Here is a 16,201-nt window from a genome sequence, read left to right as displayed (position 1 = left end):
GAGCGAGCAATCAGTAGGCTGTGGCGAGGGCGCTTGCTCCCGCTGGACTGCGTAGCAGTCCCTTTTTTGGGGGCGCTTCGCTCCCCAGCGGGAGCAAGCTCCCTCGCCACAAGTACAGTGTTCGTCCTTCACTGAACAGCATTACCGGCAACGGGGGCTTTTCCGTGGATCACTCAGTTGTCATAACCAAGGTTCGGCGCCAGCCAGCGTTCGGTTACGCTCAGTTCCTGGCCTTTGCGCGAGGTGTAGCTCTGCACCTGGTCCTTGTCGATTTTGCCCACGGCGAAGTACTGCGCCTGCGGGTGAGCGAAGTACCAGCCGCTGACGGCAGCCGCCGGGAACATCGCGTAGTGCTCGGTGAGGAACACGCCGCTGCGGCCGGCGCGCATTTCCTCGGCTTCTGGATCGAGCAGGGCGAACAGTTGGGCTTTCTCGGTGTGATCCGGGCAGGCCGGGTAACCCGGAGCAGGGCGGATACCGCTGTACTGTTCCTTGATCAGTGCTTCGTTATCCAGCGCTTCATCCTTGGCATAACCCCAGTAGTCTTTGCGCACCTGCTGGTGCAACCACTCGGCGCAGGCCTCGGCCAGACGGTCGGCGAGGGCCTTGACCATGATCGAGTTGTAGTCGTCGCCTGCATCCTGATAAGCCTTGGCCACTTCTTCGGCGCCGATGCCGGCAGTGGTGATGAAGCCACCCACGTAGTCGGTGAGTTCGCTGTCCTTGGGCGCGACGAAGTCGGCCAGGGAGAAGTTCGGCTTGCCGTCGGTCTTGATGATCTGCTGACGCAGGTGATGCAGCTTGGCCAACGGCTTGCCGTCATCGTCGTAGAGTTCGATGTCGTCATCGCGCACCTGATTGGCCGGCCAGAAACCGAACACCGCACGGGCGCTGATCAACTTCTCGTCGATCAGTTTGGCGAGCATTTCCTGGGCGTCGGCATAGAGCGACGTGGCCGCTTCACCCACCACTTCGTCCTGCAGAATGCGCGGGAACTTGCCGGCCAGGTCCCAGGAAATGAAGAACGGCGTCCAGTCGATGTATTCGGCCAGGACCTTCAGATCGATGTTATCGAGCACCTTGGTGCCGGTGAATGTCGGTTTGACCGGCGCGTAGGTGCTCCAGTCGAACTGCGGCTTCTTCGCGATCGCCGCCGCGTAGCTCAAGCGTTCGGTGCGGGCACTGCGGTTGGCGGTGCGCTCGCGGACATCGATGTAATCCAGGCGGGTTTTCTCGACGAAACCGGTCTTGAGTTCCTTGGACAGCAGCTGGGTGGCCACACCGACCGCACGAGAGGCGTCCGTAACGTAGATCACCGCATCGTTGCTGTACTTGGGTTCGATCTTCACTGCAGTGTGGGCTTTGGACGTGGTGGCGCCACCGATCATCAACGGCAGGTGGAAGTCCTGGCGCTGCATCTCGCGCGCCACGTGGACCATTTCATCCAGTGACGGTGTGATCAACCCGGACAGGCCGATGATGTCGCATTTTTCTTCCTTGGCCACCTGAAGGATTTTCTCCGCCGGGACCATCACGCCAAGGTCGACGATGTCATAGCCGTTGCAACCCAGCACCACGCCCACGATGTTCTTGCCGATGTCGTGTACGTCGCCTTTTACGGTGGCCATGAGAATCTTGCCCTTGGCTTCCGGTTTGTCGCCTTTTTCCAGTTCGATGAACGGGATCAAGTGGGCCACGGCCTGCTTCATTACACGGGCGGATTTCACCACCTGCGGCAGGAACATTTTGCCGGCGCCGAACAGGTCGCCGACGATATTCATGCCGGACATCAGCGGGCCTTCAATCACTTCGATCGGGCGCGCGAACGACTGGCGGGACTCTTCGGTGTCTTCAACGATGTGGGTGGTGATGCCTTTGACCAGCGCGTGTTCCAGACGCTTGTTGACGTCCCAGTTGCGCCACTCTTCGGTTTCCGCTTCCTTGACGCTGCCGTCGCCCTTGTACTTGTCGGCGATGGCGAGGAGGGCATCGGTGCCCTCCGGGGTGCGGTTGAGAATCACGTCTTCCACGGCATCGCGCAGTTCCACCGGGATCTGGTCGTAGATCTCCAGTTGACCGGCGTTGACGATACCCATGGTCAGGCCGGCGCGGATCGCGTACAGCAGGAATACCGAGTGGATCGCCTCGCGCACCGGGTTGTTGCCGCGGAACGAGAACGACACGTTGGACACGCCACCTGAGGTCAGCGCGTACGGCAGCTCGTCGCGGATGTAGGCACAGGCGTTAATGAAGTCCACGGCGTAGTTGTTGTGTTCTTCAATGCCGGTGGCCACGGCGAAGATGTTCGGGTCGAAGATGATGTCTTCCGGCGGGAAGCCGACTTCGTTGACCAGAATGTCGTAGGAGCGTTTGCAGATTTCTTTCTTGCGCGCTTCGGTGTCGGCCTGGCCGGCTTCGTCAAAGGCCATTACCACGACTGCAGCGCCGTAGCGCTTGCAGAGTTTGGCGTGATGAATGAACTGCTCGACGCCTTCTTTCATGCTGATCGAGTTGACGATGCCCTTGCCCTGGATGCATTTCAGGCCGGCTTCGATCACTTCCCACTTGGAGGAGTCGATCATGATCGGTACGCGGGAGATGTCCGGTTCACCGGCGATCAGATTGAGGAAGGTCACCATGGCCTTCTTCGAGTCGAGCATCCCTTCGTCCATGTTGATGTCGATCACCTGGGCGCCGGCTTCGACCTGCTGCAGGGCGACTTCCAGGGCTTCGGTGTAGTTGTCTTCACGGATCAGGCGGGCAAACTTGGCGGAACCGGTGATGTTGGTACGCTCGCCGACGTTCACGAACAGCGAGCTGCGATCAATGGTGAACGGTTCCAGGCCCGACAGGCGGCAGGCCTTCGGAATCTCCGGAATCTCACGCGGTGCATAACCGGCCACGGCTTTGGCGATGGCTTCGATGTGGCCCGGCGTGGTGCCGCAGCAACCACCGACGATGTTGAGGAAGCCGCTTTGGGCGAACTCTTCGATGACCTTGGCGGTTTGCGACGGCAGTTCGTCGTACTCGCCGAATTCGTTCGGCAGGCCGGCGTTCGGGTGCGCGGAAACGTGGGTGCCGGCCTTGTTCGACAGCTCTTCCAGGTACGGACGCAGTTCGCTGGCACCGAGGGCGCAGTTCAGGCCGACGGAAATCGGTTTGGCGTGGGCTACGGAGTTCCAGAAGGCTTCGGTGGTCTGGCCGGACAGGGTACGGCCGGAGGCGTCGGTGATGGTGCCGGAAATCATGATCGGCAATTCGACGCCCAGCTCTTCAAACACGCCTTGCACGGCGAAGATTGCCGCTTTGGCGTTCAGGGTGTCGAAGATGGTTTCGATCAGGATCAGGTCCGCGCCGCCTTCGATCAGGCCTTTGGTGGCTTCGGTGTAGTTTGCCACCAGCTCATCAAAGGTGACGTTACGGTAGCCAGGGTTGTTGACGTCCGGCGAGAGCGAGCAGGTGCGGCTGGTCGGGCCGAGTACGCCGGCGACAAAACGCGGCTTGTCCGGGTTCTCGAGGGTTTTCGCATCGGCGACCTTGCGCGCCAGGCGAGCGCCTTCTACGTTCAATTCGTAGGCCAGTTCTTCCATGCCGTAATCGGCCATGGAGATCCGGGTGGCATTGAAGGTGTTGGTTTCCAGAATGTCGGCGCCGGCATCCAGATAGGCTTTCTCGATGCCGCCAATCACGTCAGGACGGGTCAGCACCAGCAGGTCGTTGTTGCCTTTGACATCGCTCGGCCAGTCGGCGAAGCGTTTGCCACGGTAATCCTGCTCCTCGAGCTTGTAGCTCTGGATCATTGTGCCCATACCGCCATCGAGAATCAGAATGCGCTCTTTGAGGGCGTGCTTGAGAGCTTGAAGGCGAACACTGCGATCGGACATTAGGACTACTCGGAAAGACCATGACGAAGGGCCGGGATAATAGCAAACCTGTGCGGTTTTAGAGCATGTCCGGGTTTTGCATGAATATCGTTCATGTTGAAGGCGGTGCCAGACCGGTAGAATCGCGGCGTTTTTTAAGGATCGGGACCAGGGACATGTCGTATCGCGTTGTCATCAGCAGTGTATTGCTGTTTTTAAGCTGGGGCGCCGTGGCGCAAGATCCGGTGAGTGGCGCTGCAATATCCTACACCCGCGATGTTCAACCGATCTTCACTGAGAAGTGCGTGGCCTGCCACGCCTGTTATGACTCCCCCTGCCAGCTTAATCTCGGCAGCGGCGAGGGCGCCTCTCGCGGTGCCAATAAATCCTTGGTCTACGACGGTGAACGCAGCCAGGCCGCGGCGCCAACCCGGCTGTTTTATGACGCCGTCGGCAAGCGCGCGTGGCAGCAAAAGGGCTTCTATTCGGTGCTCGACGCCCAGGGCGGCCAAGCGTCATTAATGGCGCGCATGCTCGAACTGGGTCATAAAACCCCGTGGCCGCCCAATGCCAAATTGCCTGAAGACATCGTCCTGGGTTTGAGCCGCGAAAACACCTGCGCCATGCCGGCGGAGTTCGATGGCTACGCCAGCACGCACCCGAACCAGGGCATGCCCCTGGCCGTCACCGGCCTCACCGATCAGCAGTACCAGACGCTGCAACGCTGGCTGGCCTCCGGTGCGCCGATCGATGAGCAGGGCCTGGTGCCGAGCGCGAAAGAGTCGTTGCAGGTGGTGCAGTGGGAGAACCTGCTCAACTCGCCGGGTGCCCGGCAAAGCCTGGTAGGGCGCTGGTTGTACGAGCACTGGTTTCTCGCGCACATCTATTTCAAGGATGGCGAGCCGGGGCATTTCTTTCAGTGGGTGAGATCGCGCACGCCGACTGGGCAGCCGATTGACATGGTCAAGACCCGTCGTCCGAACGATGATCCGGGCAGCCAGTTCTACTACCGTTTATGGCCGGTGCAGGGCGTGATCGTCCATAAGACCCACATTACCTATCCGTTGAGCGCGGCGAAGATGGCGCGGGTCAAGAGCCTGTTCTACAGCGGTAACTGGCAGGCCACTGCGCTGCCGGGTTATGGGCCGCAAAGCCGGGCCAACCCGTTTGCGACCTTTGAAGCGATCCCCGCCCAGGCGCGTTATCAGTTCATGCTCGATAACGCCGAATACTTCGTGCGCACCTTTATTCGCGGCCCGGTATGTCGGGGGCAGATCGCCACGGATGTGATCCGTGACAACTTCTGGGCACTGTTCCAGGCGCCGGAGCACGACCTCTACATCACCGACCCGAACTATCGTGGCCAGGCCACGCCGTTGCTGGCGATGCCGGGGCAGAACGACGATGTCGGCAGTGTCTTGAGCCTGTGGCACGACTACCGCGACAAGCGTAACGAGTACGAAGCCTTGCGCCGCGACAGCTACGCCGATGTGCCGGCGCCGAGCTGGTCGACGCTGTGGGCAGGCAACGACAATGCGTTGCTGAGCATTTTCCGCCATTTCGACAGTGCCGCCGTGACCAAAGGCTTGATCGGTGAAGTGCCGCAAACCATGTGGTTGTTCGATTACCCGTTGCTGGAGCGCACCTATTACCAGTTGGCGGTGAATTTCGACGTGTTCGGTAACGTGTCCCATCAAGCGCAGACGCGCCTGTATTTCGATTTGATCCGCAATGGCGCCGAGCAGAACTTCCTGCGCCTGATGCCGGCGGATTCGCGCGATGATTATCTCGACGACTGGTACCAAAGCAGCGGCAAATTCAAGATGTGGCTGGACTACGAGTCCATCGACAACGACAAGCCGACCGCGCTGAAGCTCGACGAAAAAGACCCCAAGCGTGATTTCGCCATGCAATTGCTGGCGCGTTACGGCGACCTCAACGCTAAACCTGACCCGATCAATCGCTGTGACGGCGCCTATTGTTCGCGGCCGAACATCGATCCTGAGCTGCAAAATGCCGAACAAGCCTTGAGCGCACTCACGGCGCGACCGGCAGCCGGGCTCAGGGTCATCGATCAACTGCCGGAAGCCACGATGTTGCGTATCGAATCGTCGAGCGGAACCCGTGTGGTCTACAGCCTGCTGCGCAACCGCGCCCATAGCAACGTGGCTTTCCTGCTCGGCGAATCACTGCGTTATCAGCCAGGGTTGGACACCTTGACGATTTTCCCGGGCGTACTGAGCAGCTACCCGAATTTCATGTTCAACATCCCGGCCAGAGAGGTTCCGGCGTTTGTAGCGGCGATGGAAAATGCCAAGGACGCCGATCATTTCGAGAAAGTCGTCGAACGCTGGGGGATCCGTCGCAGCCATCCGCAGTTCTGGCAGTACTTTCATGATTTAAGCCGCTACATCCACGAGACCGAACCGGTGGAAGAGGGCGTGCTGGACATGAATCGCTACGAAAACCTGTGAAAAGCCAGCGATCCTCCGGCAGCGCCTGCCGGGGGATCGTCGCAATCTTTCCCGACAAAAATACTAGGACTTTGTCCGCGGCGATGATTGGCGTAAACTGCGCCCAAGCCTGCGAGGAGTTTCCATGACCGCTATTACCATTACCGACGCCGCCCACGATTACCTGGCCGATCTGCTTTCCAAGCAGAACACCCCGGGCATCGGCATCCGCGTCTTCATCACCCAGCCCGGCACCCAGTATGCAGAAACCTGCATTGCCTACTGCAAACCGGGCGAAGAAAAACCTGAAGACACCGCACTGGGGCTGAAAAGCTTCACGGCGTACATCGATTCGTTCAGCGAAGCTTTTCTGGACGACGCGGTTGTCGACTACGCCACCGACCGCATGGGCGGCCAACTGACCATCAAGGCGCCAAATGCCAAAGTACCGATGGTCAACGCTGACAGCCCGGTTAACGAGCGCATCAATTACTACCTGCAAACCGAGATCAACCCGGGGCTGGCCAGCCACGGCGGTCAGGTCAGCCTGATCGATGTGGTCGAGGATGGCATTGCCGTTCTGCAGTTCGGCGGCGGTTGCCAGGGCTGCGGCCAGGCAGACGTGACCTTGAAGGAAGGCATCGAGCGTACCTTGCTCGAGCGCATCCCGGAGCTCAAAGGCGTCCGTGACGTCACCGACCACACGCAGAAAGAAAACGCCTACTACTAAGGTGTTCGCTGCAAAAAAAAACGGCGCCCCGTGAGCGCCGTTTTTTATGGACAAAGATGTGCTGGCCACATCGCTGGCTTGCCAGCGATGTGGGTCTATGGACGATACAAATGTGCATGCCCCGCGCGATACAGCGACGACTCGCTGAATTGATCGCTCCCCAACACCCGGCCCACCAGTATCAACGCCGTGCGTCGAAACCCTTTGGCTTCAACCTTCCCGGTAATGTCCTCAAGCGTTCCCACCACCCAGTCCTGATCCGGCCAGCTCGCGCGATGAACCACCGCAATCGGGCAATCCGCGCCGTAATACGGCAGCAGTTCCTCGACAATCTTCGCCAGATGATTAACCCCCAAATGAATCGCCATGGTCGCGCCGTGCTGCGCCAGGCTGGAGAATTCTTCGCCTTTTGGCATGGTGGTTTTGTCGGCGTAGCGGGTCAGAATCACGCTCTGTGACACGTCCGGTAGCGTCAATTCCGCCCCCAGCAGCGCAGCACAGGCGGCGGTGGCGGTCACGCCGGGGATGATTTCGAAAGGAATGCCGAGTCCGCGCAGGTGGCGGATCTGCTCACCGATGGCGCCATACAAGCTCGGATCACCCGAGTGCACCCGCGCCACATCCTGGCCGTTGGCGTGGGCAGTCTTGATCAGCTCGATGATCTGTTCCAGATGCAGTTCGGCGCTGTTAATCAGCGTCTCGGCCTGATGGCCTTCAAGCACCGCCGCAGGCACCAATGAGCCGGCATAGACAATCACCGGACAGCTGCGAATCAGCCGCTGGCCTTTGACGGTGATCAGTTCCGGGTCGCCGGGACCTGCGCCAATAAAATAGACGGTCATCGTCGATTCCTGTGGGAAAAAGGGGGCTGGGCAAGGCTTCAGATGAAGATTGCTCATGATCGGATACGCGGATTATCGGGGATTTTACGCAGCGCAGGCCAATGCCAGAGTGGCCTGGGCATATTTTTGTCGCGAGATCAGCAGTTTTGCCGGTGCATTGGCCAGCTGTTCGGCCAGCGCGAGGGCGGCGCTTTCTGCCACGCCGTAGCAGCCGGTGCGTTCGAAAGCGATCTGCGAATGGTGACTGAGTCGGGACTGATAAGCGGCCAGTTGTTCACTGCTGAAATACATGAGCGGCAGCGCCAGTTGCGCGGCCAACGCGCTCAGCGCCGGTTCGTCCCGTTTCAGGTCGATGCTGGCCAGGGCCTTGATTTCATGCAGTTGGATTTGATGCGCTTGCAGTGCCTGATCCAGCAGCGCCCGCACCGTATTGACGGGGCAGCCGCGCTGGCAGCCCAGGCCGACCACCAGGATCGGCGCTGTGCTGGCATCAGTCATGCGTGGTATTGGCCATCGCTTTTGCGGCGGAACAACCAGGCACTGATCAGGCCCAGGGCCAGCCAGAACGCCACGTTGGTCAACTGCGAAGCGATTTTGAACCGGGTTTCCAGTGTTTCGGGAGCCAGCATCGAATGCACTTCCGGTTGCGGGGCACCCATCACATGGGGAACGGCGATGATCGCCGCGCCAAGGACTTTCATCAGCCAGTGACGGCTGAATACGATCAGGGCGATTCCGACAGCGGTAGAGGCTGCGGTGCCGATCCACCAGAGTTGCCGTTGCGCCAGATCGGCGGCAGCGGTGCCCGGCAATTCAGGCGGCAGGCCGAGGGTCGGCGCCAGGACGAATGTGGCGTAGCCGGCGAGGCCCCAGAGCAAACCCTGAGACGTTTTGGTCGGCGCACGCAAGGTGTAGAGGCCGGCGAGCATCAGGGCGAAACCGACGGCCACCACGAGGTTGCCACCGGTGGTCGACAACACGCGCTGCCAGCCATCTTCCGGCTCCCAGGCTTCGCCATCGTGGGTATGAGCGGCGACGGCGCCTTCGCTGTGGGCGTGTTCATGGACTTCAACAGCGGCCGGTTCGGATTTCTCGTAAGTCTCGGCCTGCAAAATGAGCGGGGAAACCCAGAAGCTTTGCAGCAGGGTGAGCAGCAGGGCGGCGAGCAGCCCGGTGAAACCTGCGGTTTGCGCAATACGCTTGATCATGTCAGCAGGTCTCAATGGCACGGGAACGCGGCGCTGTGACGGGTATCGTGGGCGGCGTTGTGCACCGCTTCGATGTGCGAGAAACCGGCGAAGTACACCAGGCACGCGCCGAGGATCGACGCAAAAACGGCGGCGGTCAGGCGTTGAGTCAGGGTGGTGGCGCTGGCGGAGCTGCTGTGGCCGGTGCTGCTGATGGTCGACATGGCGTTTCCCTCTGGTCTGTCAGCGGGGAATCAAAAGCGCATGCAAGATCCTGCACACGAACGGGCGCGCAGAGGATTCGAACAGCGCCCGCCCACCGCGGGTTTGTCATTCAGTGATTGTGATTTCACTTTGTGTTGCGGGCCGGTCTCCGGGCTCACGAGGGGCGCAGGCTTTCGCCTTGACCTGCAAGCGTCACCTTCCCATGCCCGATGGGCACAGTGGATCTGACACTTCGCTCGCTTACCGTTGCGGGGGCAGCACCGGACTGACATGGCCTTGAGTAAAGCACATGATTCACCGGTTTCCCGTTTCACCCTGTGAAGGGCACCCGTAACAAGATGCGTAGGAGAGCATGGGCGAGGGTGGGGCGTCAATTGGCAAGGGTTCTCAACTTGGCACCGAGGCGCCCCTTCGCGAGCAGGCTCGCTTCCACAGGGAAATGCGATCACCTGTGGGAGCAAGCCCGCTCGCGAAGGGGCCCCTACAGGCGTCACTAGACATTGACCCGCCCCAATACCATGCGTAGCCTTGAGCTTTCGAGGTTCTTCGGCATTTGTCGAAGCTAAGAAGGGAACGCGGTCAATGCCGCGGCTGCCCCCGCAACTGTGAACGGTGATGTTCGCTGCCACGCCACTGCACGCTCAACCCTTGAGCCCGCGGGAAGGCGCAGTAAACGCCAGTCAAGCGACTGGCACACCGTCAGCCAGGAGACCTGCCTCGATACAGATTCTCACTACAACCGGGCGGGGTGATCCGGTGGCGAACGCTTCCGGCGCGCATGTGCGTTGCCGGTTCTCGTCCCGTATGCCCGCCACCTTGCCAAAGGGCATCCGATGAAAACACTGGCCAAACTCCCTGTCACCATCGTTACCGGCTTCCTCGGCTCAGGCAAAACCACCTTGTTGCGGCACATGCTCGACAACGCTCAGGGGCGCCGTATCGCGGTGATCGTCAACGAGTTCGGCGAACTCGGCATCGACGGCGAAATCCTCAAGCAGTGTTCCATCGGTTGCACCGAAGAAGAAGCCAACGGCCGTGTGTACGAACTGGCCAACGGCTGCCTGTGCTGCACCGTTCAGGAAGAGTTCTTCCCGGTGATGCGCGAACTGGTCGCCCGTCGCGGCGATCTCGATCACATCCTGATCGAAACCTCGGGCCTGGCACTGCCAAAACCGCTGGTGCAAGCCTTCCAGTGGCCGGAAATCCGCAGTGCCTGCACCGTCGATGCGGTCATCACCGTGGTCGACAGCCCGGCCGTGGCGGCTGGCACCTTCGCCGCATTCCCGGATCAGGTCGACGCCCAGCGCAAACTCGACCCGAACCTGGACCACGAATCGCCACTGCACGAACTGTTCGCCGATCAACTGTCCAGCGCCGACCTGGTGATCCTCAACAAGGCTGACCTGATCAGCCCGGAAGACCTTGCCCGCGTACGCCTGGAAGTTGCCGAAGAATTGCCGCCAGCGGTCAAGATCATCGAAGCCAGCAGCGGTCGCCTGCCGCTGGACGTGCTGATCGGTCTCGGCGCGGGTTCCGAAGAACACATCGACAGCCGCCACAGCCATCACGATCATCACCACGACGATGAAGATCATGATGACCACGATCACGACGCTTTCGACTCCATCTCCATTGAATTGCCGGCATCCGATGAAAGCCTTCTGATGGACGCGCTGACGCAATTGGTGATCGAGCACAGCATCCTGCGGGTCAAGGGCTTCGCGGCGATCCCGAACAAACCGATGCGCCTGCTGATCCAGGGCGTGGGCACGCGTTTCGACAAGCACTTCGACCGTCAGTGGGGCGCTGAAGAAGCACGTACCACGCGTCTGGTGCTGATCGGCCAGGCACTGGATGCCGCCTTGCTCGAAGCGCAATTGCGCGCCGCGCTAAGCGTGTAAACCATGCACCTGCTCAGGACCCAGCCCGGCGGTTTCGTGTCGGATGACAACATTGCCGACCTTGGACAAACCCCCGCCGAGCTGGTGATCCTGTGCAGCGGCGATTCCAGTCTGGCGCTGCTCGCCGAAGCGGCACAACAGTTACCAGGCGATTACCCGAGCATGCGCCTGGCCAACCCGATGCAGGTGCAGAACCATGCCTCGGTTGACCTGTATGTCGATGAAGTCTTGCGCCACGCCAAGGTCATTCTGATCTCGCTGCACGGTGGCATTGCCTATTGGCGTTACGGCGTCGAGCGACTGGTGGAGTTGTCCCAGCGTGGGGTGCAGTTGATTCTGGTGCCGGGGGATGACCGCCCGGACCCGGAGCTCAGCGACCTGAGCACTGTCGGTGTCGAAGATCGTGACCGACTCTGGCAGTTTCTGCGCCAGGGCGGCATGGGCAATGCGCTGGATTTCTTCCGCTGCCTGGCCAACCGTTGGCTGGCGCGAGAATATGCCTGGGACGAGCCGCAAGCCTTGCCGCGCACGGCGATTTACCATCCCCATAAAAGCCCCGTGACACTTCAGGATTGGCAAGCCGACTGGCAGGTCGATCACCCCGTCGCGGCGGTGCTGTTCTACCGCTCGCACTTGCAAGCGGCGAATACCGGTTTCATCGATGTTTTTTGCCAGCGTTTGCAGGCGGCGGGGTTGAATCCGTTGCCGATTGCGCTGGCCAGTTTGAAAGAGCCCGGCTGTCTTGCGGCCGTCGAGGATTGGCTGGATGAAGCAGAGGCCGGAGTGATCCTCAACACCACCGGCTTTGCCCAGTCGAGCCCCGAAGCGCCGCATTTGCGACCGTTTCGCCGCAATATCCCGGTGATTCAGGTCATATGCGCCCAAGACAACGAGCCGGGCTGGCGCGCCAGCGAACAAGGCCTCGGCCCGCGGGATCTGGCGATGCACATTGCCTTGCCTGAGCTGGACGGGCGGATCATCAGCCGGCCGATCAGCTTCAAGGATCTGGCGTGGCGTAGTGAGCGCAGTCAATCGGATGTGGTCTGCTACCGGCCGCAACCCGAGCGCATGGACTTTGTCGCCGAACTGGCGCGGCGCTGGATCGACCTGGCACGCCTGCCCAATGCGCAAAAACGCGTGGCGCTGATCCTCGCCAATTACCCGACCCGCGATGGTCGCATCGGCAACGGCGTGGGCCTGGACACGCCAGCGGCGGCGCTGAACATTCTCCGGGCGCTGCATGACGAGGGTTATCCGCTCCCCGCCGAACTGCCGGACAGTGGCACCGCGTTGATCCGGCAACTGCTTGGCGGCGTCAGCAATGATCTGGACACCATGGACCAGCGTCCTTGCCAGCAAAGCCTGGGCATGGACGAATACCTGACGATGTTCAACGCACTGCCCCAAGCCAATCGCACTGCGGTGATGGAACGTTGGGGCTCGCCGGAAAACGATCCGATGTGCCGCAGCGGCCGGATGATGATCGCCGGGCTGCGTTTTGGCCTGACCTTCGTTGGCATTCAGCCGGCGCGCGGTTACCAAGTGGACCCAAGCGCGGTGTATCACGACCCGGACCTGGTGCCGCCCCACGGGTACCTGGCGTTCTATTTCTGGCTGCGCAACACCTATGGCGCCCACGCGCTGATCCACGTCGGCAAGCACGGCAACCTCGAATGGCTGCCGGGCAAAGGCGTCGGCCTGTCGGAAAACTGCTGGCCGGATGCATTGCTCGGACCGCTGCCGAACATTTATCCGTTCATCGTCAACGATCCGGGCGAGGGCGCCCAAGCCAAACGGCGGACTCAGGCGGTGATCATCGATCACTTGATGCCGCCGCTGACCCGTGCCGAAACCTACGGTCCGCTGCGCAATCTCGAATTGCTCGCCGACGAATATTACGAAGCGCAATTGCTCGATCCACGCCGCGCCCGCGAGTTGCAGCGCGACATCCTGCAACTGGTGCGCGACACCCACATCGACCGCGAACTGCAACTGGACGAACAACTCGACAGTGACGCGGATGCGGCGATCTGGTTGCCACGTCTGGACACTTACCTGTGTGACTTGAAGGAATCGCAGATCCGCGACGGCTTGCATGTCTTTGGCGAATCGCCGGTCGGGCGCTTGCGCATCGATACCTTGCTTGCGCTGTTGCGCATTCCCCGGGGGGATGGGCGTGGTGCGCATTCGAGTGTGCTGCGGGCGCTGGCCAAGTCGTTCGCACTGGATGTTGATCCGCTGGATTGTGCATTGGCCGAGCCGTGGACCGGGGCGCGGCCGCTGGCCTTATTGTCGATCAGCGATGACCCTTGGCGCACCACCGGCGACACCCGCGAACGCCTCGAACTGTTCGCCACGCAACTGATCTCGCACGTGTTGAACGACCCCAGTGGGAGCGAGCCTGCTCGCGATGGCGTGTCAGCGGCAACAATATCAACTGACACAGCGCTTTCGCGAGCAGGCCCGCTCCCACAGGAGGCGAGCTGGTCTGCAGTGAGCGCCATCCTCGACAACCTGCGCGAAGTCGTCGCGCCGCGACTGGACGCCTGCGGCCCCGCCGAAATGCGCGGCCTGCTCGACGCCCTCAGCGGTCGTTTCGTCCCGGCCGGTCCGAGCGGCGCACCCAGTCGCGGACGCCTGGACGTACTGCCCACCGGCCGCAACTTCTATTCGGTGGATGTGCGCAACCTGCCTACTACCACCGCCTGGCGCATCGGTTTCCAGTCCGCCAACCTGATTCTGGAACGCCACCTGCAAGACCATGGCGATCACCTGCGTCAGCTCGGCCTGTCGGTTTGGGGCACTGCGACCATGCGCACCGGTGGCGACGATATCGCTCAGGCCATGGCGCTGATGGGCGTGCGCCCGGTGTGGGCCACCGGCAGTCAGCGCGTCGACGATTTTGAAATCCTGCCATTGAGTTTGCTCGACCGCCCGCGAGTGGACGTGACCTTGCGCGTGTCCGGTTTTTTCCGCGATGCCTTCGCCAATCTGATCCGCCTGTTCGACGCGGCCGTGCAAGCGGTCGCCGCGCTCGACGAACCGGACGATCTCAACCCGTTGGCGGCCAAGGTACGCGCCGAGCGTGAGGCGCTGCTGCAATCCGGGCTGGATGCAGAAGCAGCCCGGCGTCAGGCCGGGTGGCGGATTTTCGGGGCCAAACCCGGCGCGTATGGTGCCGGCGTGCAGGGCGCTATCGACGGCCGGCTGTGGCAGCGCCGCGAGGATCTGGCCGAGGTTTATCTGAACTGGGGTGGTTACGCTTATGGCGGTTCCGATGAAGGCACTGCGGCCCGTGAGCAATTCGCCCAGCGCCTGAGCCAGGTGCAGGCAGTGCTGCACAATCAGGACAACCGCGAACACGACGTGCTCGATTCCAATGACTACTACCAGTTCCAGGGCGGTATGCTCGCGGCGGTGGAAAGTCTCAGCGGCGAGGTGGCAGCCAGTTATCACGGCGATCACAGTCAACCGGACTTGCCGAAAATCCGCACGCTGAAGGAAGAGTTGAACCGGGTTATCCGCTCACGGGCGGCCAATCCCAAGTGGCTCGACGGGGTCAAGCGGCATGGCTACAAAGGCGCCTTCGAAATGGCTGCGACCGTCGATAACCTGTTCGCCTTCGACGCCACCACGCAGCTGATCGACGATCACCAGTACGCCTTGCTGGCTGATGCCTACTTGCTCGACCCGGCGACTCGCGAATTTGTTCGCGAGCATAATCCCCATGCCTTGCGCGACATGACTGAACGGCTGCTGGAAGCGCAGCAACGGGGGATGTGGAAGGAGCCGGGTGAGTACCGCGAGGCGCTGGAAAACCTGCTATTGGATATAGAAGAAAATGGCTAGAACAACACCCCTGTGGTAGCGAGCCTGCTCGCGAAGAGGCCAGCACAATCAACATCATCGTTGACTGACAGTCCGCTTTCGCGAGCAGGCTCGCTCCCACAGGGAAATGTGTATTAACCCCGACCATGATTGAGTATTGAAGATGACCGACACCCCGCATTTCCCGCTCTCCGCCGTGGTCGGCGCCGATGATTTGAAACTCGCGCTGTACCTGACCGCCATCGACCCGAAGATCGGCGGGGTGCTGATCGAAGGCCCGCGTGGCATGGCCAAATCGACGTTGGCCCGTGGACTGGCGGATTTGCTGGCCAGCGGTCAGTTCGTCACTTTGCCCTTGGGCGCCACCGAAGAGCGCCTGGTCGGAACGCTCGATCTGGACGCCGCACTGAGCGATGGCCGTGCGCAATTTTCCCCCGGCGTGCTGGCCAAGGCTGACGGCGGCGTGCTCTACGTCGATGAAGTCAATCTGTTGCCTGACCATCTCGTCGATCTGTTGCTGGACGTCGCCGCCAGCGGGACCAACCTGGTCGAGCGTGATGGCATTTCCCATCGGCATTCAGCGAAGTTCGTGTTGATCGGCACCATGAACCCGGAAGAGGGCGAGTTGCGTCCGCAGTTGCTTGACCGCTTTGGTTTGAACGTGGCCCTCGGTGGCCACACCGCGCCGGCAGAGCGTGGCCAGATTATCCGTCGGCGTCTGGATTTCGACAGCGATCCCCACGGCTTTTGCACCGAGTGGGAGAGTCAGCAAGCGAACTTGCGCGAACGCTGCCAGAAGGCCCGTAGCGCTTTAGCGAGTATTCCCCTCGACGATGCAGCGCTGGCGCAAATCACCGAACGTTGCTTCGCCGCCGGCGTCGACGGCATGCGCGCCGATCTGGTCTGGTTGCGCGCGGCACGTGCCCATGCGGCCTGGCGTGGCGCTTGCGCCATCAGCATCGAAGATATCGACGCTGTCGCCGAATTCGCCTTGCGCCATCGTCGCCGTGAACTTCCCCCGTCGGCACCACAATCGACACCTGCGCCGCAGTCGTCTTCGCCGCAAACTGCCAACCCGGGCGCAGGCCAGGGCCAGTGGGGTGAAATGCCCGCTCAGGCATTGCCCGTCGGTGTCCGCCGTGAAGTGCCGAGCTGGCCAAAAAAGCCTTAGG

General features: G+C 61.2%; 10 protein-coding genes and 2 riboswitches. Of the genes, 5 read left to right on the top strand and 5 right to left on the bottom strand.

Going from position 1 to position 16,201, the window contains the following annotated elements:
* Positions 1-173: 173 nt before the first annotated feature.
* The gene (metH, locus tag BVK86_RS01670; protein WP_075944750.1) at positions 174-3,884 is read right to left on the bottom strand and encodes a methionine synthase; all 3,711 of its coding nucleotides are present in this window, start codon (positions 3,882-3,884) and stop codon (positions 174-176) included.
* A gap of 155 nt (positions 3,885-4,039) precedes the next feature.
* Between metH and BVK86_RS01665 the strand changes: the two genes are divergently transcribed.
* Positions 4,040-6,337 carry a fatty acid cis/trans isomerase gene (locus BVK86_RS01665; protein WP_075944749.1) on the top strand — a complete coding sequence of 766 codons (2,298 nt, stop codon included), beginning with the start codon at positions 4,040-4,042 and terminating at the stop codon, positions 6,335-6,337.
* A gap of 124 nt (positions 6,338-6,461) precedes the next feature.
* Positions 6,462-7,046 carry a Fe-S biogenesis protein NfuA gene (gene nfuA / locus BVK86_RS01660; protein WP_003225494.1) on the top strand — a complete coding sequence of 195 codons (585 nt, stop codon included), beginning with the start codon at positions 6,462-6,464 and terminating at the stop codon, positions 7,044-7,046.
* A gap of 95 nt (positions 7,047-7,141) precedes the next feature.
* Here the strand turns inward: nfuA and cobM are convergent, their stop codons facing one another.
* The 4 genes from cobM to BVK86_RS01640 all read right to left on the bottom strand — a co-directional run bounded on the left by cobM (position 7,142) and on the right by BVK86_RS01640 (position 9,299).
* The gene (cobM, locus tag BVK86_RS01655; protein WP_075944748.1) at positions 7,142-7,888 is read right to left on the bottom strand and encodes a precorrin-4 C(11)-methyltransferase; all 747 of its coding nucleotides are present in this window, start codon (positions 7,886-7,888) and stop codon (positions 7,142-7,144) included.
* Positions 7,889-7,972: 84 nt separating this feature from the next.
* Positions 7,973-8,386: a cobalamin biosynthesis protein gene (locus tag BVK86_RS01650; RefSeq protein ID WP_075944747.1), complete on the bottom strand. Its 414-nt coding sequence runs from the start codon at positions 8,384-8,386 to the stop codon at positions 7,973-7,975.
* Positions 8,383-9,096, bottom strand: a complete 714-nt coding sequence (locus BVK86_RS01645) for a CbtA family protein (RefSeq protein ID WP_075944746.1) — start codon at positions 9,094-9,096, stop codon at positions 8,383-8,385. Before BVK86_RS01645 ends, BVK86_RS01650 begins: the two co-directional genes overlap by 4 nt.
* 11 nt (positions 9,097-9,107) lie before the next feature.
* A complete protein-coding gene (locus BVK86_RS01640; RefSeq protein ID WP_075944745.1) occupies positions 9,108-9,299 on the bottom strand; it encodes a CbtB domain-containing protein in 192 nt (63 codons plus the stop codon).
* A 123-nt stretch (positions 9,300-9,422) separates the two neighbouring features.
* Positions 9,423-9,647: riboswitch (cobalamin riboswitch) on the bottom strand.
* Positions 9,648-9,822: 175 nt separating this feature from the next.
* Positions 9,823-10,034: riboswitch (cobalamin riboswitch) on the top strand.
* A 99-nt stretch (positions 10,035-10,133) separates the two neighbouring features.
* Here BVK86_RS01640 and cobW point away from each other — a divergent pair.
* From cobW to BVK86_RS01625, 3 genes are all read left to right on the top strand, one after another.
* Positions 10,134-11,201, top strand: coding sequence for a cobalamin biosynthesis protein CobW (cobW, locus tag BVK86_RS01635; protein WP_075944744.1), 1,068 nt, complete (start codon positions 10,134-10,136; stop codon positions 11,199-11,201).
* Between the two features lie 3 nt (positions 11,202-11,204).
* Positions 11,205-15,050 (top strand): cobaltochelatase subunit CobN, encoded by a 3,846-nt coding sequence (gene cobN, locus BVK86_RS01630; protein WP_075944743.1) that lies wholly within the window; start codon positions 11,205-11,207, stop codon positions 15,048-15,050.
* 142 nt (positions 15,051-15,192) lie between these two features.
* Complete coding sequence (locus BVK86_RS01625; RefSeq protein WP_075944742.1) at positions 15,193-16,200, top strand: magnesium chelatase ATPase subunit I; 1,008 nt, start codon at positions 15,193-15,195, stop codon at positions 16,198-16,200.
* The last annotated feature ends 1 nt before the right edge of the window (position 16,201 follow it).

Source organism: Pseudomonas reinekei, from assembly GCF_001945365.1.
Lineage (GTDB): Bacteria > Pseudomonadota > Gammaproteobacteria > Pseudomonadales > Pseudomonadaceae > Aquipseudomonas > Aquipseudomonas reinekei.
The sequence above is the reverse complement of the archived record's forward strand: the minus strand, read 5'-3'. Positions and strand labels throughout refer to the sequence as shown.